This is a genomic window from Nocardia brasiliensis NBRC 14402 (assembly GCF_000308475.2).
Classification (GTDB): Bacteria; Actinomycetota; Actinomycetes; order Mycobacteriales; family Mycobacteriaceae; genus Nocardia; species Nocardia brasiliensis.
In genome coordinates this window covers 12,849-38,697 of the sequence record NZ_BAFT02000027.1, presented here as the reverse complement: position 1 = coordinate 38,697, position 25,849 = coordinate 12,849, and the positions used below count along the sequence as shown (strand labels likewise).

General features: G+C 68.1%; 26 protein-coding genes. 21 read left to right on the top strand and 5 right to left on the bottom strand.

What is annotated here, in order from left to right; translation table 11 throughout:
* The first annotated feature begins 7 nt into the window (after positions 1-7).
* The gene (locus TY25_RS06675; RefSeq protein ID WP_081868718.1) at positions 8-1,486 is read left to right on the top strand and encodes an amidase; all 1,479 of its coding nucleotides are present in this window, start codon (positions 8-10) and stop codon (positions 1,484-1,486) included.
* Here TY25_RS06675 and TY25_RS06670 read toward each other — a convergent pair whose 3' ends face one another.
* The 3 genes from TY25_RS06670 to TY25_RS06660 form a co-directional block, all read right to left on the bottom strand.
* Positions 1,487-2,383 carry a LysR family transcriptional regulator gene (locus TY25_RS06670; RefSeq protein WP_029900696.1) on the bottom strand — a complete coding sequence of 299 codons (897 nt, stop codon included), beginning with the start codon at positions 2,381-2,383 and terminating at the stop codon, positions 1,487-1,489.
* 426 nt (positions 2,384-2,809) lie between these two features.
* Positions 2,810-3,643 carry an SDR family oxidoreductase gene (locus TY25_RS06665; protein ID WP_029900695.1) on the bottom strand — a complete coding sequence of 278 codons (834 nt, stop codon included), beginning with the start codon at positions 3,641-3,643 and terminating at the stop codon, positions 2,810-2,812.
* A complete protein-coding gene (locus TY25_RS06660; RefSeq protein WP_042254935.1) occupies positions 3,640-5,235 on the bottom strand; it encodes an aldehyde dehydrogenase family protein in 1,596 nt (531 codons plus the stop codon). The genes TY25_RS06665 and TY25_RS06660 overlap by 4 nt, the downstream gene beginning before the upstream one ends.
* 155 nt (positions 5,236-5,390) lie before the next feature.
* Here TY25_RS06660 and TY25_RS06655 point away from each other — a divergent pair, with 155 nt between their 5' ends.
* The gene (locus TY25_RS06655) at positions 5,391-6,713 is read left to right on the top strand and encodes a PucR family transcriptional regulator (RefSeq protein WP_081868717.1); all 1,323 of its coding nucleotides are present in this window, start codon (positions 5,391-5,393) and stop codon (positions 6,711-6,713) included.
* Here the strand turns inward: TY25_RS06655 and TY25_RS06650 are convergent, their stop codons facing one another.
* Positions 6,714-6,974: a DUF2277 domain-containing protein gene (locus TY25_RS06650; protein WP_042254931.1), complete on the bottom strand. Its 261-nt coding sequence runs from the start codon at positions 6,972-6,974 to the stop codon at positions 6,714-6,716.
* Between the two features lie 128 nt (positions 6,975-7,102).
* Between TY25_RS06650 and TY25_RS06645 the strand changes: the two genes are divergently transcribed.
* Positions 7,103-7,939: a DUF1266 domain-containing protein gene (locus tag TY25_RS06645; protein WP_042254930.1), complete on the top strand. Its 837-nt coding sequence runs from the start codon at positions 7,103-7,105 to the stop codon at positions 7,937-7,939.
* Positions 7,940-7,957: 18 nt separating this feature from the next.
* Here the strand turns inward: TY25_RS06645 and TY25_RS06640 are convergent, their stop codons facing one another.
* Entirely contained in the window at positions 7,958-8,812 is an 855-nt protein-coding gene (locus TY25_RS06640) for a hypothetical protein (RefSeq protein ID WP_226887085.1), read from the bottom strand.
* A gap of 451 nt (positions 8,813-9,263) precedes the next feature.
* On the opposite strand from TY25_RS06640, the gene ftsH reads away from it, so the two are divergent.
* The 18 genes from ftsH to TY25_RS06550 all read left to right on the top strand — a co-directional run bounded on the left by ftsH (position 9,264) and on the right by TY25_RS06550 (position 25,808).
* Positions 9,264-11,669, top strand: coding sequence for an ATP-dependent zinc metalloprotease FtsH (gene ftsH / locus TY25_RS06635; protein ID WP_042254926.1), 2,406 nt, complete (start codon positions 9,264-9,266; stop codon positions 11,667-11,669).
* Positions 11,670-11,891: 222 nt separating this feature from the next.
* A complete protein-coding gene (folE, locus tag TY25_RS06630; RefSeq protein WP_172595757.1) occupies positions 11,892-12,497 on the top strand; it encodes a GTP cyclohydrolase I FolE in 606 nt (201 codons plus the stop codon).
* Positions 12,498-12,582: 85 nt separating this feature from the next.
* Positions 12,583-13,461 carry a dihydropteroate synthase gene (gene folP / locus TY25_RS06625; RefSeq protein ID WP_172595736.1) on the top strand — a complete coding sequence of 293 codons (879 nt, stop codon included), beginning with the start codon at positions 12,583-12,585 and terminating at the stop codon, positions 13,459-13,461.
* The gene (gene folB / locus TY25_RS06620; protein WP_226887084.1) at positions 13,458-13,895 is read left to right on the top strand and encodes a dihydroneopterin aldolase; all 438 of its coding nucleotides are present in this window, start codon (positions 13,458-13,460) and stop codon (positions 13,893-13,895) included. Before folP ends, folB begins: the two co-directional genes overlap by 4 nt.
* On the top strand, positions 13,892-14,431 hold the full coding sequence (gene folK / locus TY25_RS06615; protein ID WP_042254922.1) for a 2-amino-4-hydroxy-6-hydroxymethyldihydropteridine diphosphokinase: 540 nt from the start codon (positions 13,892-13,894) through the stop codon (positions 14,429-14,431). Before folB ends, folK begins: the two co-directional genes overlap by 4 nt.
* Positions 14,428-14,904, top strand: coding sequence for a DUF3180 domain-containing protein (locus tag TY25_RS06610; protein ID WP_014981273.1), 477 nt, complete (start codon positions 14,428-14,430; stop codon positions 14,902-14,904). The genes folK and TY25_RS06610 overlap by 4 nt, the downstream gene beginning before the upstream one ends.
* Before the next feature lie 70 nt (positions 14,905-14,974).
* A complete protein-coding gene (locus TY25_RS06605; protein WP_042254920.1) occupies positions 14,975-16,027 on the top strand; it encodes a DUF6779 domain-containing protein in 1,053 nt (350 codons plus the stop codon).
* 277 nt (positions 16,028-16,304) lie between these two features.
* Positions 16,305-17,306 carry a Rossmann-like and DUF2520 domain-containing protein gene (locus TY25_RS06600; protein WP_193125438.1) on the top strand — a complete coding sequence of 334 codons (1,002 nt, stop codon included), beginning with the start codon at positions 16,305-16,307 and terminating at the stop codon, positions 17,304-17,306.
* The gene (gene panC / locus TY25_RS06595; protein ID WP_042254916.1) at positions 17,306-18,235 is read left to right on the top strand and encodes a pantoate--beta-alanine ligase; all 930 of its coding nucleotides are present in this window, start codon (positions 17,306-17,308) and stop codon (positions 18,233-18,235) included. The genes TY25_RS06600 and panC overlap by 1 nt, the downstream gene beginning before the upstream one ends.
* Before the next feature lie 25 nt (positions 18,236-18,260).
* Complete coding sequence (panD, locus tag TY25_RS06590) at positions 18,261-18,683, top strand: aspartate 1-decarboxylase (protein WP_014981277.1); 423 nt, start codon at positions 18,261-18,263, stop codon at positions 18,681-18,683.
* 18 nt (positions 18,684-18,701) lie between these two features.
* Positions 18,702-19,499 carry a type III pantothenate kinase gene (locus TY25_RS06585; RefSeq protein WP_029900681.1) on the top strand — a complete coding sequence of 266 codons (798 nt, stop codon included), beginning with the start codon at positions 18,702-18,704 and terminating at the stop codon, positions 19,497-19,499.
* Between the two features lie 183 nt (positions 19,500-19,682).
* Entirely contained in the window at positions 19,683-20,306 is a 624-nt protein-coding gene (locus TY25_RS06580) for a cysteine dioxygenase (protein ID WP_088607060.1), read from the top strand.
* Positions 20,307-20,314: 8 nt separating this feature from the next.
* Positions 20,315-20,737 (top strand): rhodanese-like domain-containing protein, encoded by a 423-nt coding sequence (locus TY25_RS06575; protein ID WP_029900679.1) that lies wholly within the window; start codon positions 20,315-20,317, stop codon positions 20,735-20,737.
* Positions 20,738-21,035: 298 nt separating this feature from the next.
* Positions 21,036-22,535: a lysine--tRNA ligase gene (gene lysS, locus TY25_RS06570; RefSeq protein ID WP_042254912.1), complete on the top strand. Its 1,500-nt coding sequence runs from the start codon at positions 21,036-21,038 to the stop codon at positions 22,533-22,535.
* Between the two features lie 115 nt (positions 22,536-22,650).
* Entirely contained in the window at positions 22,651-23,010 is a 360-nt protein-coding gene (locus TY25_RS06565; protein WP_042254909.1) for a histone-like nucleoid-structuring protein Lsr2, read from the top strand.
* 295 nt (positions 23,011-23,305) lie between these two features.
* The gene (locus TY25_RS06560) at positions 23,306-23,866 is read left to right on the top strand and encodes an FHA domain-containing protein (protein ID WP_014981283.1); all 561 of its coding nucleotides are present in this window, start codon (positions 23,306-23,308) and stop codon (positions 23,864-23,866) included.
* 128 nt (positions 23,867-23,994) lie between these two features.
* The gene (locus tag TY25_RS06555; protein WP_042254903.1) at positions 23,995-24,591 is read left to right on the top strand and encodes an anthrone oxygenase family protein; all 597 of its coding nucleotides are present in this window, start codon (positions 23,995-23,997) and stop codon (positions 24,589-24,591) included.
* A gap of 278 nt (positions 24,592-24,869) precedes the next feature.
* Positions 24,870-25,808: an esterase/lipase family protein gene (locus TY25_RS06550; protein ID WP_081868716.1), complete on the top strand. Its 939-nt coding sequence runs from the start codon at positions 24,870-24,872 to the stop codon at positions 25,806-25,808.
* The last annotated feature ends 41 nt before the right edge of the window (positions 25,809-25,849 follow it).

The window sequence follows — 25,849 nt, the reverse complement described above, 5'->3', positions numbered from 1 at the left end:
CCAGCACATGTTCGAGAAGGCCACAGCGGTGGCAGACGGTTCGGCACAGACATCGGCACAGCGCCCGGCGGTCGAACGGCCGCGGGTCGGTCACCCCCCGGCGCCGCCGGTCAGATCCGCGGCCGTGCCGGTCGAGGAGCACCCGGACGGCAACCGCGGGCCGGCCGCGGCGCTCGCGGCGGGCGTGCGCGACGGCTCGCTGACCGCGCGCGAGACGGTCGACGCCACGCTCGCCCGGATCGTCGCCGAGCACCGGAACACCAATGCGTTCAGCGTTATTCGCACCGACAAGGCCAGGGCGGAGGCGAGCGCGCTGGAGCAGCGCGCCGACCTGGACGTGCTGCCGCTGGCCGGGGTGCCGATCTCGATCGAGCACCACATCGCGGTGGCGGGGGAGACGATGCGGTCCGGGTCGGCCGCCACCGATGCCCGCCCGGTCGCCGACGACCACGCGGTGGTGCGCAGGCTGCGCGCGGCGGGCGCGGTGATCGTGGGGCTGACCACGGTGCCGGAACTCGCACTGTGGGGCACCACCGACACCCCGGACCGGATCACCGGCAACCCGTGGAATGTCGCGCGTAGCGCGGGCGGTTCGTCGGGCGGGGCGGCCGCCGCCGTTGCCGCCGGGCTGGTGCCGATCGCGCACGGCAGCGACGGGCTCGGCTCGGTGCGGGCGCCCGCGGCCTGCTGCGGCGTCTACGGTTTCAAGCCCGGGCACCACACGGTGCCCGCGCAGATCGGTGTCGACGACTGGTCCGGCATGATCGAAAACGGGGTGTTCGCAACGACAGTCGGTGATGCCGCGCTGGCGTTGTCGGTGCTGGCCGCGCGCCCGGACCTAGCCGAGGTGGAGCCGCCGGGCCGACTACGCATCGGTCTAGCCGTGGCCCCACCATTGCGCTTGTTCCCGGTCGACCGCCAGTGGACCAACGCCGCCCGCACCGCCGCCTCGGTGGCCGCGGCCGCGGGGCACCTGGTCGAACCGACGGCGTTGCCCTACGGTGACGCGCTGCTCTGGATCTTCTTGCGCTGGTTGGCCGTCGGCGCGCGCGAGGCCGCCGCGCTACCCCAGCCCGACCGACTACAACCGCGTACCCGACGGCATCTCGCACTCGGTCGCACCGTCACCCGACTACGCCTGGTCCGGCAGAGCCAGGTCGATCGGGTCGAGGCGCGTCTGCTCGAATTCTTCGAACGCTACGACGTGGTGATCACGCCCACGCTCGCCGGCCCGCCGCCCAAGGCGCGGGCCTGGCACCGCCGCGGCTGGCTGGCCAATGTCCTTGCCTGCGCGCGGTATTCCCCCTTCACCCCGCTGTGGAACCTGGTCGGCTGGCCCGCCGCCTCGCTCCCGATGGGCATGCACCCCGATGTCGGAACGCCGCTGGCCGCTCAGCTGGCCGGGCCGCCGGGCAGCGAATCCACCCTGCTGCGGTTGTCCGCACAGCTGGAAGCGCAGCACCCGTGGCGGCGCACGATCAACTGATCAGGAGGCGCTGACGGCGGGTTGCGGCTGCTGCACCGAGAACCCGCCGTCGACCGCGCGGCCGGCGAATTCGAGGATGGTCGGCCGGGTGTCGTCGGCCCGCCACGCGACGGCGAGTTCGCACGGCGCGAGGCCGGCCACCGGGCGAGCGGTGAGCCCGGGCCAGCGGTACATCGGCACGTTGTTCTCGGCCAGCAGGCAGACGCCGAGGCCGAGGCTCACGGCCTCCAGCTTGTCTTCGGGGGTCGCCGCCTCGGCGCCGATCTTCGGCTGCCGTCCGCTGCGCGCGTCGTTGCCGAGCCAGAAATCACGGACCGCGCCCGCCTCGGTGGGCAGCGCGACGAACGGCTCGTCGAGCAGATCGGTGAACTCGATCGTCTCCTGATCGGCCAACGGGTGGTTCTCCGGCAGCAGCACCCAGCGCGGCTCGGTGCGCAGCACCTGCCAGCGGTAGCGGTTCGGGTCGGGCAGCGGCAGCCACACCAGCGCCAGATCGGCCTGGCGGCCGGACAGGCCGCTGGACGGGTCGGTCCAGGACGCCGCGTGCAGGGCCAGCCGATGGCCGCTCGCGCTCTCCAGATCGTTCAGGAGGCCGCGCCCGAGCGCGGACTGGATGCCGACGCGCAGCACCTCACCCGCCTCCTGCAGCGAGACGTTGGTGATCTCCCACAGCTCCAGAATCTTGCGCGCGCCCTCGAGCAGTTCCTTGCCCGCGACGGTCAGGGCAACGCTGCGCTGGTTGCGGTCGAACAGGACCACGTCGAGCTGGCGTTCCAGCTGCCGGATCTGACGCGACAGGGTGGGTTGAGCGATGTGCAGCCGCTGAGCGGCGTTGGTGAAGTGCAGTTCCTCAGCGACGGCGACGAAATACCGCAGGTCGCGCAAATGCGGGTCCATAGCCCCTTGCTATCAGAATCAGTCCTGAATTTCCAGCCTTATCAAGCCGGAAAGTTCGGATACGGGTACCAAAACATTCGACAGGTTTGTTAGAGACAGCATATTGCCTGTGATGGTGTGGCGCACCACCGCCTCCGCGAATGATCGGCATACCGCCGCTCAGGTGGCGGCAAAGATCAATCGGTCACTAGACCAGCATGAATAGCCGATTTTGCGCAACATCAAGTTGGGCTAAAGACCGACCGACCGATTGCTGAGCGTCCGCTGACGGCCTGCTTCTGGCCGCCACGGAGTCATTTGCACCCTCTATGGTGATTTTCGTCACATTGTGGTTTGACCGACCGCTCAGACCGGTTTGCCGGTGCATAAAAAAGCGCTGCGGCCCCGGACGAATCCGGGGCCGCAGCGCTCGGCTACGGGAGCGATTCAGACGCTGCGGGCGCGATCCTCGTACGCCTTGCGCTGATCGGTGTCGACGTCGTCGAGGAACGCGCGACCCGAACCCAGCGCGCGGGCCACGGTATCGCCGACCGCGTCCGGCAGGATGCCGAACAGCTGCGCCAGCAGGCCCGCCACCGCGGTCACCCTGACCTTCGACTTGGGCGCGGCGATCAGCCCGACGATGGCGGCGGCGATCTCCTCCGGCTCCGCCGGGCGCAGCAGCTTGGGCGGCGTGACGCCCGAGCCGAGCTCGGTGTTGGTCAGCGTCGGCAGCACCGAGGAGAAGCGCACACCGGAGTCCCGGTACTCCTCGCGCAGCGTGTCGGTGAACCCGAGCACCGCGTGTTTGCTGGCGTTGTAGGTGGCCAAGCCGGGGATGTGGCTCTCGCCCGCCAGCGAGGCGATGTTGATGATGTGCCCGCTCTTGCGGGCCAGCATCCGGGTCAGCCCCAGCTTCGAGCCGAGGATGACACCGTAGACATTGATGTCCAGGATCCGGCGGGTGATCTGATCCGGTTCGTGCACCAGCCGGCCGGTCGGCATGATGCCCGCGTTGTTGATCAGCACGTCGATCGGGCCGACGGTGCGCTCGACCTCGTCGAGGAAGCTCTCGAACGAGGCCGGATCGGTCACGTCGAGCTTGCCGTAGTACTCGAAACCCTGCGCGGTGCCCGACTCTTTCACCGTCTTCTCGTCGATATCGCCGATCGCGATTTTTGCGCCGAGCGCCCGCAGCGCGGTGGCGGTAGCCAGCCCGATGCCACGGGCCCCACCCGTGATGGCAACGACCTTGCCGCGGATCTTCGAAGAGTCGCTCACTTCTTGCCTCCCTTGAGTTTCAGAACAGCCGGAATATCGATGCGGCGCAGACCGCGGGCGCCGGCCGCGCGCATGGCGCCGACCGCGAACAGCAGCTTCGGCATCTGGTACGGGAACCAGAACAGCTCCTTCTGCTGAGTCGGCAGGATCGGCGTCGTAATCGCTTGCCGGCGGCAGTATTTGCGGACGCCCTCGGCCCCGCCCCAGCGCGCGCCGACACCGGACTGACCCCAGCCGCCCATCGGCAGCGCGAAGCTGAACAGGTTGCTGAAGACGTCGTTGATGTTGACCGCGCCCGCGTTGAGCTGCCGGGCGATCCGCTCGCCCCGCTCCTTGTCGCCGGTCCACACCGAGGCGGACAGGCCGTAGATCGAATCATTCGCCAGCCGAATGGCTTCCGCCTCGTCGGCCACCTTCATGACCGGCAGCGTCGGGCCGAAGGTCTCCTCGGTGATACAGGACATCGTGTGGTCGACGTCGACCAGCACGGTCGGCTCGAACGCGGTGCCGAATCCGGCCCGCTTGCCGCCGGTGAGCACCTTCGCGCCGGCCGCGACGGCCTCGTCGACGTGGCGCTGCACGATCGCCGCCTGATTCTCGTTGGCCAGCGCGCCCACGTCGTGCGCGGCCTCGCGATCGTCCACGCCTTGGCGCAAAGCTTTGACATTCGCCGTCAGCTTGGCCACGAACTCGTCGTAGACCGGCGCCTCCACGTACACCCGCTCCACCGAGATGCACACCTGGCCGGAGTTGAACATGCCGCCGAAGGTGATGCCGTGCGCGGCGCGGTCGAGGTCGGCGTCGGCGAGCACGATGGCCGGGTCCTTGCCGCCCAGTTCCAGGCTGTAGGGCACCATCCGCTCGGCACAGGCCACCGCGATCCGGCGGCCGGTCGCGGTCGAGCCGGTGAACTGGATGTAGTCGGCGTGCTCGACCACGGCGGCGCCGGTCGCACCCGCGCCGGTGACCACCGCGAAGACCGGCGGTGCGCCGATTTCGGCCCAGCCCCTTGCCAATTCGAGCGCGGACAGCGGCGTCACCTCGGACGGCTTCAAAATCACCGCGGCGCCCGCGGCCAGCGCGGGGAACACGTCCAGCGCGGGCATCGCCAAGGGGAAGTTCCACGGCGTGATCACCCCGACGACCGGGTACGGCTTGTACGCGGTGGTCAGCTTCTTGACCCGGGCCAGCGGGCTGTGCGGGGAGGGATGGTCGTCGCTGAGGAACTTCGCCGCGCGGCGCGCGTAGTAGCCGACCAGATCGGTGGCGAACGCCGGGTCGATCAGCGAATCCACCCGTGGCTTACCGGTTTCCGACTGCACCACGTCGGCGATCTGCTCGGTGTTGTCGATCAGCCAGTCCTGCAGTTTCAGCAGCCATTCCTTGCGGCCGTCGGCGCCGATCGCCTCCCACTCCGGCTGATACAGGCGCAGCTCGCGGACCTTCGCCGCGACCTCGTCGGCGCTCACCGCGGGAACCGTGCCGACCAGCTCACCGGTCCCGGGATTGCGCACCTCGATGACGGTGGGGGCGGGCTTCTTCGCGGTCGCCTTGCGCGCCTGCGCCTTTTTTGCGGGTTCGGTGTCGGTCACGGTTGTTCTCCCACTGACGTTGTGCGGTGAGCCGATGGCGGAATGTGAAAGGCGCCACTGGACTATGATGTTGACACAATCGAACTGGAGTTTCTTGGCTCAGTTTGTCAACTGGACCGGGCAATTTTGTACTCGAAGTACAAATGGGAGGACCTGTGACGGGCGCATCACCGGGCCGGACCGGGGCGGATCTCGAGGTGGTCCGCGACTGGCTCGCCGAATACGTCTACGAGACGATGCGGGCCGAGACGCTCGAGCAGATCGTGGCGCGCCTGGACAGCACGATCGTCGCGCGCGTGCCCGAACTCGCCGATCGTGATATGCGCCGCGACCTCGCCGCGAGCACCCGCGCGCACGCCCGGCTGATGTTGAGCGGAATCACCAGCGACACCTACGAATTCACGATTCCGGAGGAGGCGCACGCGTTCGCGCGGACGATCGCGCGGCGCGGATTCGAGCTGCGCGTGCTGCTGCGGACCTATCACGTCGGCATGGAGGGCGTGCTCGACTACATGACCGACGCGATCGATCAGCGCCAGGCCCCGCCGGAGATCGAGCGTGCGGTGATGCTGCGGATGTTCGAGCGTTCGACGAAATGGGTGAGCACCTCGGTCGAACTGCTCACCGAGACCTACATGGAGGAGCGCGAGCGGGTGATGCGGGCCGCGCTCAACCGGCGCACCGAGACCATCCGCGCACTGCTGGCCGGCGACGAGCTGGACGCCGACCTGGCCTCGGCCCGGCTCGGCTACCGGCTCGGCCAGCGCCATGTCGCGTTCGTGCTGTGGACCGACGAGGGCGAATCCGGCAGCGGGGACGGCGAAGCCATCGGATTGCTGGAAAGGGTCGCCACGCGGGTCGCCGCGGGCCTCGGCAGCAACAGGCTGCTCACCGTCGCGTCCGGCGCCAGCGGCATGTGGGCCTGGGCCGGGCTCGACGAGGGGCCGAATTCAGATGGGGCACAGGGCAGCCGAGGTGACGCGGGGGAGGCCTGCGCGCTCGGGCGGATCGCCGCCGGACTGGTCGACGCACCGGTCCGGGTCGCGTTCGGGGTTCCGGCGGGCCAGCTTGCCGGATTCCGGCAAAGTCATCGCGAGGCGGTCGCCGCCAGGCAGGTCGCCGATCGGGGTCCGGCCCGGCCGGACCGCGTCATCGGTTATCGCGACGTGGAGATCGCCTACCTGGCGGGCGCCGACGAAACGGCGATGCGCGGCCTGATCGCCAGGGAGTTGCGCGCGTTGTCCGGCTCGGACGCGAACGCGGCACGACTGCGCGCGACACTGCACGCCTACCTGAAGAGTCATCGCAGCCCGGAGGCCACGGCGAAACTGCTCGGCGTACACAAGAACACGGTGCGATACCGGATCCAGCGGATCGAGGAACTGCTCGGCCATCCGATCGAACAGCGCAGCTTGCCGCTGGAACTGGCACTGGCCTGCGTGGCCGCCTACGGCGCGGCCGCCCTGCTTACCGGATGATCACTCGGCCGCCTCGCCCGCGGCCACCCGCCGCAGCGGCGATTCGGTCGGCGCGACGGCCGGGCGATCGGGTAGGTCTGCCAGCAGCTGCGTGGTTGCCGCGGCGATGGCCGTGACGGCCTTGTCGACGGCGGCCTTGGTCGTGGAGCTCAGGCCGGACACACCACCGACCGTGCGCACGTACTGCAGTGCGGCAGCATAGATTTCCTGCTCGGTAGCGGCAGGTTCCAGGCCACGAAGGAGGGTGATGTTGCTACTCATGCGAGCACAGTAGCTCTCTGGCCCGGTATGCGGCAGGGCAAGAAACTCCTCGGCCGAAATTGGACCTCCGGCGACCGCGCCGCGGCGAACCACACCGCGCCGCAGGCACGGCCAATAGACTCGGGCTCATGCCTGCCCGCGGTGTACCCACGTTGACGACTTTCCCGTACGACGAGCTGGATCAGCGCGAAGAGGACCACTGGTCCGGCGCGGCGGTCGCGGACGACGAGTTACGCGCGCTCGCGCTCGGCGCGTTCTACTCGGCCCGCTGGGACGCCTTCCACGACGCGCTGTTGCTCGGCCCCGAGCGCGAGCATCCGCTCGGTGACCGCCGCGAGCTCGCCATCGACACCCTCACCGGCGCCTGGGGCATCACCGACGGCACCGAGGCGCAGGCCTCCATGGAGCAGCTGCTGGACGGCATGCACGCGCCGCTCTACGCGCTGGTGCACCCGCTGGTGATGGCCTCGATCAACGCCAGCGAGCGGGACCGCTTCGGCGAGCGGGCCGATCGGCACCGCGCCTTCCTGCGCCAGGTCGGGTCGTTCCGCGGGATGGACAACCCGGAGGCGCTGGTGCGCGACTACGACATCTGGTCGCAGGCGATCAAGATCGGCTTCACCGATCATCTGGCCCGCCCGCTGCCCAGCGATATCCACGCCTGGGACCTGGCCCGGGTGGTCGCGGTCGCGCGGATGGCCTTCACCGCCGGCTACCTCGACGCGGACCTGGCCTGGGACTACCTCGCGCGGGCGCTGCCTATCGCCCAGGCCAAGTACCGCAACTGGCGCCAATTCGGCGACGCCTACCTCACCGGCTGGACCTACTGGCAGGCCTGCGAAGACCTGGCGGAACTGAAGAACGGCGGGGTGGACCGGCGCATGGAACTGCTGCGCCTGTGGATGCGCCCGACCAGCCCCTGGCGGCGCATCAGCCTCACGCCGACGCCCGTCGCGCAAACCTGATCGGCGGCCCCCGGGTCGCTACCCGCCGTCGGGTAGCGACCGGAGGATGCCGCGGCCGTAACGCTGGAACTGCGCGTCGTCGACCATGCCGAGCGAGTGCCGTTCGACCAGCAGTTCCCACTCCGAATACAGCTGTGCCACACCGGGATCGGCCGGGCCCGCGGCGCCGTCGGCGGAATCGCGGCGGACCGCGAAATTCACCGCGAGCGTGACGCGTTCGGTGTCGGCCCGATCCGTGCCGGTGAAACGTAGCGTGACGTTGCCGTCGTGCACTTCCATGCCCGCCTCGCCGCGGGGCGCGCCGATCTCGCCCGCCGCTACCGGCGTGCCGTCGGTATTGCGCGCCCACAGCACTGCAGGGATGGGCAACTCGTGCGCGTAGCGGTTGCCGGCGCCGATGGAAATGAACAGCAGCCGACCGGTGGTCGCGGCGAGCAGGCCGGGACCGCTGCCCGCGGGCGGGTGCGCCACGGCGATCGCGGTCTCCAGCACGTACTCGTCCGGGGTGACGTAGCGATGCAGCGCGGCTATCGCCGCCTTGGCTTCGCGGTGCGGCGCCATCCGGCGCACCGCGCGCTCCACGTCGGCCCGGGTCGGCCCGGACTTGCCCCAGCTGGGTGCGGGCGGGTTGAGATCCGGCGCGGCGACATCGATGCGCTGCGTGGACAGGATCTGACTGTTGATCCGGTCCACGATCTCGCTCGCGGCCGGGACATCGTGCTCGGCGATGAGCACCGGTAACGGCGTACGGTCTGCGGGCACCCCGGTCAGCACGGGCGTCGGATATCTCAGGTAGATCTCGATGACGACGGCGTCGTCGGCGCGCCGATTCAGCCGGACCTTCAACAGGTCCGAAACCGGTACGTCGAGCACCCGCTCACCATCGGATCCCGGCCGCAGGACGATCAATCTCCCGCGACCGTGACGCACTATCGCTGTGGGTGTCCGTAGTTCGACTATGTCCATACCCCCTGCGCTCTGTTGGATTTGCGGTGCTCGCGGGGCACTACGTGGTTACGCAAGCTACCGCCTTCGCGCCCGTCGCTCGCATCGCGGTGTTGTGTCGTCGCTCACGATAGGCCGAACATGCCATGATTGTGACCACTTGGAGTAACACAGCCGGAGGACTTCGGGAACCACCGACGTCCCTTCGCCGTTTACCTCTTTAACTGCACCTGCAGCCGAACTGCGCGATGTATCGACTAGACCGTACGCGGTAACGTGGCATGTCCGCATCCGAACCCTCCCGGAGCCGGACGCGCCCGACGCATCGCTTGCACGAACCGGAGACACCGGAAAGGACTGGCCGGCCGGCCGACGCTCTATGAACCGCAAGACAGTGTTTCGCACCCTGGCCATAGTCTCGGGCATTCTGCTCGTGATCTATGCGTTCAGCTACTTCGGCAATGACACGCGCGGCTGGAAGAACGTCGACACATCCGTCGCTTTGAGCCAGCTGACCGACAAGAACAACGTCAAGAACGTCCAGATCGACGACCGCGAGCAGCAGCTGCGCATCGAGCTGAAGAACGGCAACGACGCGACCGGCGGTCAGAGCAAGATCATCGCGAAGTACCCCGGCGGCAGCGAGACCTCCAGCCAGGTCTTCGACGCCGTGAAGAACTCGGGCGCGCCCTACAACACCGTGGTCAAGCAGGAGAGCTGGCTCACCCAGATCCTGCTGTTCGTGTTGCCGATGATCATCCTGCTCGGCCTGTTCATCTTCGTGATGGCGCGCATGCAGGGCGGCGGCCGCGGCGGCATGATGGGCTTCGGTAAATCGAAGGCCAAACAGCTGTCCAAGGACATGCCCAAGACCACATTCGCGGATGTGGCCGGCGCCGACGAAGCAGTCGAAGAGCTCTACGAGATCAAGGACTTCCTGCAGAATCCGGTGCGCTACCAGGCGCTCGGCGCGAAGATCCCGAAGGGCGTGCTGCTGTACGGCCCGCCCGGTACCGGTAAGACGCTGCTCGCGCGCGCCGTGGCCGGCGAGGCGGGCGTGCCGTTCTTCACCATCTCCGGTTCGGACTTCGTGGAGATGTTCGTCGGTGTCGGCGCGTCCCGCGTGCGCGACCTGTTCGAGCAGGCCAAGCAGAACAGCCCATGCATCATCTTCGTCGACGAGATCGACGCGGTCGGCCGCCAGCGTGGCGCGGGCCTCGGCGGCGGCCATGACGAGCGTGAGCAGACGCTGAACCAGTTGCTCGTCGAGATGGACGGCTTCGGCGACCGCACCGGCGTCATCCTGATCGCCGCCACCAACCGGCCCGACATCCTCGACCCGGCGCTGCTGCGCCCCGGCCGGTTCGACCGTCAGATCCCGGTCGGCAACCCCGATCTGGCGGGCCGTCGCGCGATCCTGCGGGTGCACTCGCAGGGCAAGCCGATCTCGCCCGACGCCGACCTGGATGGCCTGGCCAAGCGCACGGTCGGCATGTCCGGCGCCGACCTGGCCAACGTGATCAACGAGGCCGCGCTGCTCACCGCGCGGGAGAACGGCGCAGTCATCACCGGCGAATCGCTCGAGGAGTCGGTGGATCGCGTGGTCGGCGGTCCGCGCCGCAAGAGCCGGATCATCAGCGAGCACGAGAAGAAGATCACGGCCTACCACGAGGGCGGGCACACGCTGGCCGCCTGGGCGATGCCCGATATCGAGCCCGTCTACAAGGTGACCATCCTGGCCCGCGGCCGCACCGGCGGCCACGCCATGACGGTGCCCGAGGACGACAAGGGCCTGATGACCCGCTCGGAGATGATCGCCCGCCTGGTGATGGCGATGGGCGGCCGCGCGGCCGAGGAACTGGTGTTCCACGAGCCGACCACCGGCGCGTCCTCCGATATCGACCAGGCGACCAAGATCGCCCGCGCGATGGTCACCGAATACGGCATGAGCGCGCGCCTCGGCGCGGTCCGCTACGGCCAGGAGGCGGGCGATCCGTTCCTCGGCCGTTCGATGGGCCAGAGCTCGGACTACTCGCACGAGGTCGCGGGCGCCATCGACGAGGAGGTGCGCAACCTGATCGAGGCCGCGCACACCGAGGCGTGGGCCATCCTCAACGAATACCGCGACGTGCTCGACGTGCTGGCGACGGCGCTACTCGAGCGGGAGACGTTGCACCGCAAGGAACTCGAGACACTGCTCGCCACCGTGGAGAAGCGGCCCCGGATCACCGCGTTCAACGACTTCGGCGACCGCGTGCCGTCCAGCAAACCGCCGGTCAAGACCCCGGGCGAACTGGCGCTCGAGCGCGGCGAGCCGTGGCCGCCGCCGGAGCAGGTGCCCGCACCGCTGCCCGCGGGAGCGGCCAGGGAGGGCCAGCCCGCCAACGGCTACCCGGACGACGGCGGATATCACGCCCAGCCGCAGTACGGCTACCCGGCGCAGCCCGCGACCGGTTACCCGCTGCCGCAGGCGCCCGCGCCCGGCTATCCGCAACGCGGCGGCACGCACGGCTCGCGTCCGGACTATGGCGCTCCGGCCGGTTGGTCGGCGCCCGGCTGGCCGCCGCGCGAAGAGCAGCAGCCCGGCCAGCCCAGCGGCTGGACCGAACAGCCGCAGCGCGGTGGCCACCAGCAGTGGGCTCCGCCGCAAGGTGGTCCGCAGGACGGCAATTACGACCGTCGCGGCAGCTACGGCGATCGCCCCGGCTACGACGAGCAGGGCCGCCCGAACCAGAACGGCGAGGGCGAGAACAATGAGTGGGATGGACCGAACGGTCGGCACTGACCCACGGGCGGCCTCGCCCGGCCTCGCGGCCGGGCGAGTGGTCGTCTCCGGGCCTATCGCGCTCGTCAGGAGCAGCGCCGATTAGGCTCGACCACCGGGGTGCCGAATGATTGCCGGCGCCCGAGATTTTGGAGGTGTCCTCGATTGTCGGCCAACAATCACCTCGGCGGTCACGCGCTCGCCGATCCGGACGGTGCCGCGGAAAACGGGTCGGCCAACGGTGTGACCGGCCCGGAACTGGTCGCGCTGGCGACCGGTAAATCGTTCGACCAGGCCAGAGCCGAAGCCGCGGTCCGGGAGTTGCTGCTCGCGGTCGGCGAGGATCCCGACCGGCCGGGACTGATCGACACCCCCGCGCGGGTCGCCCGCGCCTATCGCGAGATGTTCGCCGGGCTCTACGTCGAACCGGACGCGGTGCTGAACACCACGTTCGACGAGGGGCATCAGGAACTCGTGCTGGTCCGCGACATCCCGCTGTACTCCACCTGTGAACATCACCTGGTCTCGTTCCACGGTGTCGCGCACGTCGGGTACATCCCCGGCAAGCACGGCCGGGTCACCGGGCTGTCCAAGCTGGCCCGCGTGGTCGATCTCTACGCCAAGCGCCCGCAGGTCCAGGAGCGGCTGACCAGTCAGATCGCCGACGCCGTCATGCGCAAGCTGGATCCGCGCGGCGCGATCGTGGTGGTCGAGGCCGAGCATCTCTGCATGGCGATGCGCGGTATCCGCAAGCCCGGCGCGAGCACCACCACCTCGGCGGTGCGCGGCCTGCTGCAGTCGAGTCCGTCTTCGCGTGCCGAGGCCCTCGACCTCATTCTGCGCAAGTGAGCGGATCCCGGATGAGCGTGCGTGCGGGCCGGTCGGCGAGCTTCCGGCTCGACGCGACGGCGGGCGTCCGGTGTGAGGCAGCATCATGAATTTCGCGCGCGACGGCCGCCACTGCGTGGTGATGGGCGTCGTCAACGTGACCAGCGACTCGTTCTCCGACGGCGGGCGCTATCTGGATCCGGAAGTCGCGATCGCGCACGGCGTCGAGCTGTACGCGGCGGGCGCCGACATCATCGACGTCGGCGGCGAATCCACCCGGCCGGGTGCGGTGCGAGTCGATCCGGAAACCGAGGCGGGCCGGGTGGTGCCGGTGATCCGCGGCCTGGTCGCCGCGGGCGTGCCCACCAGCGTCGATACCATGCGGGCCCGGGTGGCCGAGGCCGCGCTGGCGGCGGGAGTGTCGGTGGTGAACGATGTGTCCGGCGGTCGCGCCGATCCCGATATGGTGAAAGTCGTTGCCGCGGCCGAGGTCCCGTGGATCCTGATGCACTGGCGGGCGGGCGCCGACTACCGGCACACCGGCCCGGCCGATCACTACGACGACGTGGTCGCCGAGGTGCGCGCCGAACTCGCCGGTCAGGTCGACCTCGCGGTCGCCGCGGGAGTCGACCCGGCGCGGCTCATTCTCGACCCGGGGCTCGGCTTCGCCAAGAACGCCGAGCACAACTGGGACCTGCTCGGCGCGCTCCCCGAACTGGTCGGGGCCGGTCTGCCGGTGCTCATCGGCGCCTCGCGCAAACGCTTCCTCGGCGCGCTGCTCGCCGACGACTCGGGTCCGCGCCCGCCGGACGGGCGCGAGACCGCCACCGCGACGATTTCGGCGTTGGCCGCCATGCACGGCGCGTGGGGGGTGCGCGTGCACGATGTGCGCGCCTCGCTGGACGCCATCACCGTTACCGACGCCTGGCAGCGCGCGGCCGCGGCACGCGCCGGCCGGCCGAGCCCGCTAGGAGCGCATCGATGAGTGGAACCCGGACCGACGCCACGCGCCCGGTGGCGCAGCAGGATTCGCCGATCGGCCGCGGCGCGACCCGGATCGAACTGCGCGGTCTGCGCGCGTTCGGCTATCACGGGGTGTTCGAGCACGAGCGGCGCGACGGTCAGGAGTTCGTGGTCGATCTGACCGTGTGGGTGGATTTCGCGCGCGCCGTCACCACCGACGACATCGTCGACACGGTGCACTACGGCGAGCTGGCCGACAATGCCGTGCGAATCATCGAAGGCCCGCCCCGCAATCTCATCGAGACCGTGGTGTCCGAGATCGCCGACGACGTGATGACCGATCCGCGGATCACCGCGGTCGAGGTGGTGCTGCACAAGCCGTCCGCGCCCATCCCGCACACCTTTGCCGACGTCCGGGTCGTCGCCGCGCGGCACCGCGAGGAGCAGCAGGAATGAGTCGCGTCGTCCTGTCCATCGGTTCGAATCTGGGGGACCGGCTCGCGCATCTGCGCAGCGTGGTGCACGGCTTCGGCGACCAGGTCGTCGCGGTCTCACCGGTTTATTCGACCGCGCCCTGGGGCGGAGTCGAGCAGGACGACTATCTCAATGCCATTGTCGTGGCCGAGGATCCGGAGCTCGGCTGCCTGGACTGGCTGCGCCGCGGTCAGGCCCTCGAGCAGGCCGCCGAGCGGGTCCGCGAAGTGCGCTGGGGCCCACGGACGCTCGATGTCGACGTGATCTGGTGTGCCGAACGGTCCGGGGACGGACTCGTGGCGCGTTCGAGCACCGACCCGGTGCTCACGCTGCCGCACCCGCGGGCGCACCGGCGGGCGTTCGTCCTCATTCCGTGGCTGGATCTCGAACCGGACGCGACGCTCGAGGTCGACGGCGGCGCGCGACAGGTCGCCGACCTGCTGGCCGAGCTGCCCGTGGCCGACCGCGCGGGCGTGCACCGGACCGACCTCGTGCTGACCGAAGGACCGGTCGGATGAAACTGAAGCCGACGCGCGTGCTGGACCTGGTCGCGAACGTGGTGATCGCCGCGATCGTGGCCTGGATCGCGACGCGGATGGCCTACAACAGTTTTCCGCCGATCTCGATCTTCGCGGGCGCCTCGTTGTATCCGGTGGCCGCGATCGAGGCGGTGCTGGCGTTCGTGATCCGGTCCCGGGTCAACGACAACGACCTCGGCAACGGCAGGCATCAGCTGCATCCCATCACCGCTGCCCGTGCGGTGGCGCTGGCCAAGGCCTCGTTGCAGGTCGGTTCGATCGCCGCGGGTGTCTGGCTCGGCTTCCTCTGCTGGGTCTTCCCGCAGCGCGGCACGCTCGGCGCGGCCGCGGCGGACAGTCCCGGGGCGATCGTCGGAATGCTGGCGGGGGTGGCTTTGGTTGCTGCGGCCCTGTGGCTCGAGTATTGCTGCCGGGCTCCGGAGGACCCGACCGACGATCCCGCAACTACTTAGCAAATACTATCGGCGGAATCACCGGACGAGACTGTGGGCGCGGCGAGACGATCAAGCTACCCTGGCGTGCATGGTTTCACCCTCCCGTACCAGCACTTCCCGTCGCCGACGGGAAGACGCGGGAAAATTCTTCATCGGCGTGTTGATTTTGCTCGGGCTGGTTGCCAGCGTTTTCCTGATCTTCAGCAACAGCCTGCAGTATGTCCGGATCGGTCTGGTGGCGGCGCTCTGGGCGGCCGTCATCGGCGCATTGGCCGCGACGAGGTACCGCAAAGAAGCGACGATCGACAAAGCCAAGGTGCGCGACCTGCAGACGGTCTATGAGTTGCAGCTCGAGCGGGAGGTCACCGCGCGCCGCGAATTCGAACTGGGGCTCGAGGCCCGGGTGCGCGAGGAAGTGGGCGCCGACGCTGCCGAACTGGCTGCGTTGCGCGCCGAACTCACCGTGCTCCGGCAGAGTCTGCAGCGCCTTTTCGACGGTGACCTGCTGATGGAGCGGCCCGCGCTGCGCGCCGACGCGACCCGGATCCAGGAGCTGACGAGCACCGTCGGCGACCCGGCGAACAATAGCTCCACGAATGCCGGAGTCTGGTCCTACGGCCCCAACCAGCAACCACGCAGCAGCGTCACCCCCGTCTTCACCCCCGACCATCCCGAGCCGCCTGCCTTCGCCAGCCCCTTCGACGACCCGGTCACCGCCGAGACCTCCGTGGTCTCCCTCGACGACGAAACCGATGCCGAGATCACCGACATCGATATCGCCGCCGAGCCTGCCGCATCCGCCGAACCCGCCGAACCTGCCGACGAGGATGCTGCCCCCGCGTCCCACGGCTGGGCCGACGCTTTCACGGAGGGCCCGGTCGTCGAGCAAACCCCCGACCCCGAGCCGACGCCGCCCTCCGCCTCCAAGCCCGCGGTCACCCCATGGCCGATCGCGTCCACCCCGTCGACCCGCCCCTCCGCCTGGCCGACCACCACGTCCCCGACCGTCGGCACCGCCAGCTCCCGCCGCCGCAGGCGCGCCGAACCCGACCCCGACTCCGCCACCCCCGAACGCCGCCTCTCGGTAGCCGAAATCATGGCCAACCTCCAATCCGAGGAACAAAGCCGCGACCGCCGGTAATCAACGCGCCCGCAATCGATGTCTGCAGCTCAGAAGAACAGAGCCGCGACCCCTCCTGAACAACCCTGCGACGTCGACCTCAGGCGAAACTCCCCTCCCCGACAGCACCACAACGGAGCGAGGCCCACCCGTCACCCGACCACCGCCCCCCATAGAATCGCTCCGCGATGCTGAGCCGATGGCCGCGAACCCCGCCGCGCCCGCGCGGCCAAAAGCACTGCGGTGAATATCACTGCCCAGGGGCGTGGCATCGGGAAACGCCGGGCCGATATTCTCGATGGCGAAACGTCCGGTACCCGCACGGCGGGACTGGAACGACATCGAGAGGACAACGTTGACCTCTAGAAGCGTTAATTCTGACGACGCGCCTTCGAGTTACGACCCTGCTCCCGCACGCCTCACGGTAGGCATCGTCTCGGCGGGCCGGGTGGGCTCGGCACTGGGTGTCGCACTCGAGCGAGCCGGACATGTGGTGTTCGGTACCGCGGCCATTTCCGATGCGTCGGTGCACCGCGCGCGGACCCGGCTGCCCGATTCGGAGATCCTGCCGGTCGAGGACGTGGCCGTGCGCAGCGAGTTGCTGCTGCTCGCGGTGCCCGATACCGAGCTCGCGGGTCTGGCTCGCGGTTTGGCTGCGGCGAAGGCGGTCCGGCCGGGCACCATCGTCGCGCACACCTCGGGCGCGAACGGTATCGGCGTGCTCGCCCCGCTGGCCGAGGTCGGTGCACTGCCGCTGGCAATTCATCCGGCGATGACCTTCACCGGTCACGATGAGGACATCACCCGGCTCGGCAACGCGTGTTTCGGCATCACCGCCGCCGACGAGATCGGTTATGCCATCGCGCAGGCGCTGGTGATCGAGATGGGCGGCGAGCCGGTGCGGGTGCCGGAGGAGCATCGCGCGCTGTATCACGCCGCGCTCGCACACGGCAGCAACCACCTGGTCACGGTGATCGTGGACGCGGTGGCCGCGTTGCGTGTCGCACTGTCGGGGCCCGGTCTGCTCGGGCAGCAGGTGGTCGATGATCAGCCGAACGGGCTGGCCGAGCGACTGCTGGCTCCGCTGGCGTCGGCCGCGCTGGACAACGCGTTGCGGCGTGGTCAGTCGGCGTTGACCGGTCCGGTCGCGCGTGGTGACGCCGATGCGGTGGCCGCGCATCTGCGCGCGCTCGAATCCGTCGATCCCCGCCTGGCCGAGGGCTACCGCGCGCTGTCGCTGCGCACCGCCGAACGGGCAGGCACCAATCCCGCTGTCATCGAGCTGCTGAAAGGGCGCTGATGTTCGATCCGAAATTACGTGGCGCCTTCCAGCCGGGCGAGCTGACCGTGCACCACGATCCGGCCGTGCTCACCCAGGTGTCCACTGCGCTGCGCGGGGTGGGCCGCACCGTCGCGCTGGTCCCCACGATGGGCGCGCTGCACGAAGGCCATCTGGAGATCGTGCGCCAGGCCAAGAAGACCAACCAGGTCGTGATCGTCTCGATCTTCGTCAATCCGCTGCAGTTCGGCGCGAACGAGGATCTGGACAAGTACCCGCGCACCCTGGACGCCGATGTGGCGCTGTTGCGCGCGGAGGGCGTCGAGCTGGTGTTCGCACCGAGCGTGTCCGATATGTACCCGGACGGCCCGCGCACCACCGTGCAGCCGGGCCCGATCGGTGCGGAGCTCGAAGGGGCAAGCAGGCCAACCCATTTCGCGGGCATGCTGACCGTCGTCGCGAAACTGCTGCAGATCGCGCGGCCGACCGAGGTGTATTTCGGCGAGAAGGACTATCAGCAGCTGACGCTGATCCGGCAGCTGGTCCGCGACCTGAACTTCGACGTCCGGATCAAGCCCGTGGTGACCGTGCGCGAGCCGGACGGACTCGCGATGTCCTCCCGTAACCGTTTTCTCGATGCGGCGCAACGGGAATCGGCGCTCGCGTTGTCGGCCGCGCTGGCAGCGGGCAAGCACGCGGGCGGTCTCGGCGCCGAGGCGGTGCTCGCCGCGGCCCGTCAAGTGCTCGACGCCGCGTCCGGTGTCGACGTCGACTACCTCGAATTACGTTCGGCCAACCTGGAACCCGCGCCCACGACCGGCAATGCTCGATTGCTCGTCGCCGCCAGAGTCGGCCAGACCCGGCTGATCGACAACACCGCCGTCACCCTCGGCGCCCCGATCGACGGCCATCCCAACGTTTCCGCCACCCGGACCTCCCAGCCCGCCTGAGCCGCACCAACGAAAGGGCGACGCCATGCTGCGCACCATGATGAAGTCGAAGATCCACCGCGCCACGGTGACCCACGCCGACCTGCACTACGTCGGTTCGGTCACGGTCGATCAGGACCTGCTCGATGCCGCCGATCTGCTGGAGGGCGAGCAGGTCTGCATCGTCGACATCGACAACGGCGCTCGCCTGGAGACCTATGTCATCGCGGGTGAACGCGGTTCCGGCGTGATCGGAATCAACGGCGCCGCCGCTCATCTGGTGCACCCCGGCGATCTCGTCATTCTGATCGCCTACGGCCAGATGAATGAGCAGGAAATCGCGGAATACGACCCGAAGGTAGTTTTCGTGGACGAACGCAATCGACCGGTAGAACTCGGTTCGGACCCCGCGCACGCGCCCGAGGGTTCCGGATTGACCTCGCCGCGATCCCTGTCCTTCGCGGGCTGAGCAACCGGCGGGCATGAGATGCTGCTGACGATCGACGTCCGCAATACCCATATCGTTCTCGGGCTTTTCTCGGGCAGCGGCGCGCATTCGAAACTGGTGCGGCACTGGCGGATCCATACCAATCCGTTACTGACCGCCGATGAATTCGCCATGCAGGTGCGCGGCCTGATCGGCGCGCAGCTGGACGAGGTGATCGGAGTTTCCGCGCTGTCCACGGTGCCGCCGGTGCTGCGGGAACTGCGCACCATGCTGACCCAGTATTGGGCGCATGTGCCGCACGTGCTGGTCGAACCTGGTGTGCGCACGGGCATTCCGCTGCTGGTGGACAACCCGAAAGAGGTGGGCGCGGACCGGATCGTGAACTGTCTGGCCGCCTATCAGCATTATTCGTCGCCGACGATCGTCGTCGATTTCGGCACGGCCATCTGCGTCGATCTCGTGTCGGGTAAGGGCGAGTTCCTCGGCGGCATCATCGCGCCCGGGGTGGAGATTTCGATGGAGGCCGTGGTCGAACGCACCGCGATGCGCCGGGTCGAGCTGACCAGGCCGCGTTCGGTGGTCGGCAAGAACAGCATGGAATGCATGCAGTCCGCGGCGGTCTTCGGTTTCGCCGGGATGGTGGACGGACTGGTGGACCGGATTCGGGACGAGTTCGAGGCTTTCGCCGGCGACGATGTCGCGGTGGTGGCGACCGGGCCGAGCGCGCCGTTGATCGTCCCGGAATCGGAAACCATCGAAGATCACGACCCCTATCTGACGTTGACCGGCTTGCGTCTCGTATACGAGCGCAACCAACGCCGCAAGGGTGCCGCCTGAGTTCCGGGATGTCGGATTCGTCGCACCGGAACGGACTTGCCGAGTCCGCGTCCGGTACTGATACACTCACCGCTGTGTATTTCCGCGTGCGCACCCAGGAGTGTTGTCGAGGCTGATCTGGCCTCGACCGTTCGAGGCTGACCATCTGCCCTCGACCGTTCATCAACTCCTGGAGATTCGCTCATGCGTTCTTCTGTTCTTTCCCTTTCCTCCGCACGTGACGACTTTTCGGCTACCCCGCCGCTCGATCGTGCCGTGGCTTCCGCATTACCGACGCGGCTGCGTCCCGCCGACCTGTTGCGGTTGACCGACGAAGGCGCCGAAGACGTACTGTCCGGTCGATACGACCATCTGCTTCCCGCGCATGGCGTCTGGCCCGCCGATGAACGCTGGGCGGCCCGGCTGCTCACCGACGACGAGGTGGATGTCTGGCTGATCAGCTGGACGCCGGGGAAATCCACCGAATTGCACGATCACGCCGGCTCGCTGGGTGCGTTGACCGTGCTCAGTGGCGCGCTTTCGGAATTTCGCTGGAACGGCACCGAACTGCGCCGCCGCATCCTCACCGCCGGCGATCAGGCGTCGTTTCCGATCGGCTGGGTGCACGATGTGATGCGCGCCCCCGCCCAATCCGTGACCAGCACCGCCGACGCCGCAGCGGCGGACCCGGCACTGCTCGAACCGACGCTCAGCGTGCACGCGTATTCGCCGCCGCTCACCGCCATGTCCTATTACGAGGTCACCGGCCACGGCACCCTGCGGCGCTCCCGAACCGTTCTCACCGACCAGCCCGAAGGTGATATGTGATGGAACATTTGACTATCGATCAGATGCTCGACAACGCCCGGGCGCAACTGACCCGGATCTACGCTTTCGAATTGCCGAAGGCCCTCGCCCGCGGCGCGATTCTGGTCGACATCCGGCCGCAGGCGCAGCGGGTGCGCGAAGGCGCCCTGCCGGGCGCGCTGGTGATCGAGCGGAATGTGCTGGAATGGCGGCTCGACCCGTCGAGTTCCGCGCGCCTGGCCCTGGCCACCGATCACGAGATCGAATGGATCATCGCGTGCTCGGAGGGCTATACGTCCAGTCTCGCCGCCGCCTCGCTGCAGCAACTGGGATTGCGCCGGGCCACCGACTTGGTCGGCGGTTTCCACGCCTTGAAGGCGGCGGGTCTGCTGCACATCGGAATGCGCGCGCCGCACTTCGCCCGTGAGGTCGCCGCGCTCGCCTCGCTGTAATTGCGGCGTAATCGCTTCCAGCTCGAAAGATCCGGGCCGCCACGAGTTTTCGCAGCTCGCCGCACCGTGACGGCTATTTCGGACCGCGCGGTACCGCACAAATCCGGCAGGCGCACCGGCCTGTTCCGAAGCCGCCGGTGTTACCTCGCGCGTTAGTGCTGTGGCCGGGACCTTCGCCGGACGCGGTACCGGGGCGGGCGGCCCGCAAAACGATTTCCGATGCACGCTAGGGTTGTTGGATGTGAGCACCGCCAACACTTCCCCAGCCGGCGATCCCGCATCGGATTCGCGGCCTGCCGTGGCGCCCGAGGCCGACGACGCCCCCGAGCAGATCCGGATTCGCAAGGAGAAGCGGGAACGGTTGCTCGCGGCCGGCGGTGACGCGTATCCCGTGGTGGTGCCGCGGACGCATACCCTCGCCGAAATTCGCGCCGCATATCCCGATCTCGCCGCCGACACCCAGACCGGCCTGCAGGCCGGTGTCGCCGGACGCGTCATATTCATGCGCAATACCGGCAAACTGTGTTTCGCGACGCTGCAGGAGGGCGACGGCACCAAGTTGCAGGCGATGATCAGCCTGAACGGTGTCGGCGCGGACGCGCTGGCGGCCTGGAAGGCCGATGTGGACCTCGGGGACTTCGTTTTCGTGCACGGCGAGGTGATCTCTTCGCGAACCGGTGAATTGAGCGTCATGGCCGATTCCTGGTTCATGGCCGCCAAGTCGCTGCGACCGTTGCCGGTGGCGCACAAGGAGATGAACGAGGAGTCGCGGGTCCGGCAGCGCTATGTCGATCTGATCGTGCGACCCGAGGCCCGGGAAATGGCGCGCACCCGGATCGCGGTGGTGCGTGCGCTGCGTAACGCGCTCGAGCGCCGCGGTTTCCTCGAGGTGGAGACGCCGATGCTGCAGACGCTGCACGGCGGCGCGGCGGCCCGGCCGTTCGTCACCCATTCCAATGCCTTGGATATCGATCTCTACCTGCGTATCGCGCCGGAACTGTTCCTGAAGCGCTGTGTGGTCGGCGGACTCGAGCAGGTCTTCGAGATCAACCGGAACTTCCGCAACGAGGGTTCGGACTCCACGCATTCCCCCGAGTTCGCGATGCTGGAAACGTACCAGGCGTACGGAACCTACGACGACTCCGCGCGGATGACCCGGGAATTGGTGCAGGAAGTCGCCCAGGAGGTGTTCGGCACCCAGGTGGTGACCCTCGCCGACGGCACCGAATACGACCTGCGCGGTGAGTGGGCGACCGTCGAGATGTACCCGTCTCTCTCGGACGCCCTCGGCGTCTCCGTGACACCGGAAACTTCGATAGCCGAATTACGCGCGCTTGCCGATCGGGTCGGTCTGGAAATTCCCGAGGACAAGGGCTATGGGCACGGCAAACTTGTCGAGGAACTGTGGGAACACCAGTACGGCGACAAGCTGTACGCGCCGACTTTCGTGCGTGACTTCCCCGTGGAGACATCACCGCTCACCAGGCAACATCGGTCCACCGCGGGCGTCACGGAGAAGTGGGATCTGTATGTCCGTGGCTTCGAGTTGGCTACTGGCTATTCGGAGTTGGTGGATCCGGTGATCCAGCGCGAGCGCTTCGTGGATCAAGCCCGGCTGGCCGCCCAGGGCGACGACGAGGCGATGGCCTTGGACGAGGACTTCCTCGCCGCGATGGAGCACGGCATGCCGCCGACCACTGGTACCGGTATGGGAATCGATCGTCTCTTGATGGCGTTGACGGGTCTCGGAATCCGGGAAACAATACTGTTCCCAATTGTGCGACCGGTCACTCGCTGACGAGCTGATTGCAAAATCTCGGCCTCGTCTTGGAAATTTGGGAATTCGAGGTATTCTTGCCTCGGGTAATCGGCCTAGTATGCGGGTCGCACGATTTCGAGAGGACGTTCATCTCATGGCAAAGAAGGTCACCGTTAGCCTGATCGACGATGTCGATGGTGAGTCCATCGCGGACGAGACCATCGAGTTCGCGATCGACGGTGTGTCGTACGAGATCGACCTGTCGTCGGCAAATGCCGCGAAGCTGCGCGACGGGCTGGAGGAGTGGGTTTCGAGCGCACGCCGAGTGAGTGGCCGGCGCCGGGTCAAGGCCGCAGCCGGCGCCACGGGCGCCCCGAAGGGCCGGGTCTCGATCGACCGGGAACAAAGCGCGGCAATTCGTGATTGGGCACGTCGGAATGGGCACAAGGTGTCCGCGCGAGGCCGTATCTCCGCTGACATCACCGACGCGTACAACAAGGCCGCCAAGGGTTAGTTTCGTATTTTTCACACCGCCGCCCCCGCGAATCGTGCGACGTCGGGGCGGCGGTCTTGTATTTAACGGTTGCGGTCCCGTCGTCGTTCATAGGCAGCGGATATTGCCGCAGCGCCGGCGGACACGCGGTCCGGCGTGGCGCGCGGCTCGATCTTGCTCGTAGTTCCAGGACACGGCACCATGGAAACGTGCAACGGTCACTGGCGGTATGGAGAGGCGAGGTATCGGCGCAGTGACTGGATTCGTCGGATCATTTTTGCGATTCCAAGATGACACGGGACGGCAGCAGGAGTTCATGCTGACGCCCGAGCAGGAGCGCATCACGATCGGCCGCTCCCCGCAGGCCGACCTCGCTCTGTCCTGGGACGCCGAGGTGTCCCGCCTGCACGCCGCGATCGAATATCTCGGCGCCCAGTGGACCATCGTGGACGACGGTCTTTCGCGCAACGGCACTTTCGTCAACGGCGACCGACTGGTCGGCAGGCGCAGGCTGATGGCCGGGGACGTCATCCGGGTCGGCACCTCGCGGGTGTCCTTCCACGATTTCGGTGGCGTGGCCGACGACATCACCCGCACCTCCACCGGCTCCACGCCCACCACCAGCCAGCTCACCGATACCCAGCGTTCGGTGCTGATCGCGTTGTGCCGCCCGTACAAGAACGGTGCGGCCTTCGCCACCCCCGCCTCGAACCAGCAGATCGCCGAGGAGCTGTTCCTCAGCGTCGACGCGATCAAGACCCATCTGCGGGTGCTGTTCGGCAAATTCGGGGTGGAGGATCTGCCGCAGAACGCGAAACGGGTCCGCCTGGCGTTTCTGGCGATTCAAAGCGGCCTCATCTCCGACCGCGACCTGTGAGACTCCCGTAGACGATTGCTTAGCCGGCCGAGCTTCTCGGCCATGGATAGCCGTGTCCGAACCGGCTTGACTGAGAACCGGCAACCGGAGCGATGAGGGCTCCGGCCGGGTTTCGCACAGGAGGAACAATGACCGCCGCACGTCTCATCGCCCTGGTGGTGGCCACGCTGGCCACAGGCCTGATCGCAGGCCTGTTCTACGGGTATGCGAACTCGGTGATGCCCGCGCTGCACCGCACCGACGACCGCACGATGATCGACGTGATGCAGAAGATCAACGTGGTCATCATCAATCCGGTCTTCATGATCGGGTTCCTCGGCACCGTCGGCTTCTCGATCCTCGCGGCGCTGCTGCACCTGGGCAAGGAACAGCGCACCGTATTGCTCTGGATCGGTGTCGGCCTGGTGATCAACGTGATTGCCTTCGCGGTCACCTCCGGCCTGAACGTGCCGCTGAACAATCAACTCGCCGCCGCCGGCGACGTCTCCCAGATCGCCGATCTGGCCGCTGTGCGGGCCGATTTCGAATCCGTCTGGGTCCGCTGGAACATCGTCCGCGCGGTGCTGCACACGCTGGCCTTCCTGGTGCTGTGCGGCGCGCTGTTCGTCGCGGGCAGTCAGCACGGCAAGGCGAACGCTGCGGCAGGTCCCGCCGCGACCGGACCGCAGGCGGCGCAGGGACAGTTCCCCGGCCAGCCCGGTGTCGCGGCCTACCGCCAGGGCTGAGGGCAACCGCCGCAACAGATTCGATGACCCCCGTCCCCGCTCGACCTCAGGTCCGGCGGGGACGTTGTCGTCGGGTGCCGCGAAGCGCCTCGGCGGCAACCGCTCTGCGTGCCGGACCGGCTCGGCCTGCCGTTCGGCGAGCTCGCCGTTGTCGCCGCGCCGGCTCGACCACAACGTTTCGGCGGCCCGCACCGGGTCGCACCAACTTTCGCGACTCGCCCCGACTGAGACACCTCCTGCGGTACTTTCTGTAACACGTTCTAGATCTGGAGGCCTCCGTGCGGCACATTCCCGGTTTTTCCCTGCTCGTCGTCCTGCTCGCCGCGCTGTGTACGGTCACCGCGAGCCCCGCGCGAGCCGACTACCCGGTCGACTACAACTTCTTCGCGGGTATCCCGAACGAGCTGCTGCATCACGGCGGTTCGCTGCCCGGCAGCAACGACTGGTCCTGCCGCCCGAGCGCCGCGCACCCCAACCCGGTCGTCCTGGCGCACGGCACCGGCGGTGGCGCGCAGACGAATTGGGGCGTGTACGCCCCGCTGCTGGCCAATCAGGGCTACTGCGTGTATTCACTCACCTTCGGCGCCTACGACCTGCCGTGGCCGATCTCGGCCATCGGCGGGATGCTGCCGATCGAACAGAGCGGACCGCAGTTCGCCGCCTTCGTCGACCGGGTGCTCGCCGCCACCGGTGCGCAGCGGGTCGACATCATCGGGCACTCGCAGGGCAACCTCATCGGCAACTACTACGTCAAGCGGCTCGGCGGTGCGGACAAGGTCGACAAGCTGGTCGCCCTCGCGCCGCCGTGGCTCGGTTCGAATGTGCTCGCCACCGGGGATATCGCGGCCTTCAGCAAGCGCCTGGGCGCCGGGCCCGCGTTCGATGTCATGGTCGGATCCCTGTGCCAGGCCTGCCGTCAGGCGGTGCGTGACTCGGACTTCCTGCTGGCACTGAACGCAGACGGCGTCTACCACCCCAGCGTCACCTACACCAATATCGCGACCCGCTACGACGAGATCGTGGTGCCGTACACCGCCGGACTGGTACCGGGGCCGAATGCTACGAATATCGTGGTGCAGCAGGGGTGTTCGGACGACTACTCCGAGCACGCCGGTGTCGCGGGCAGTCCCCGCGCGGCGGCATACGTGCTGAACGCGCTGGACCCGGCCCACCCCGGTCCGGTGCCGTGCGAATTCATCCCGCCGTTCACGGGATAGGGCGTACCGCTGCCCGCTCGACTCGAGCGGGCAGCGTGCGC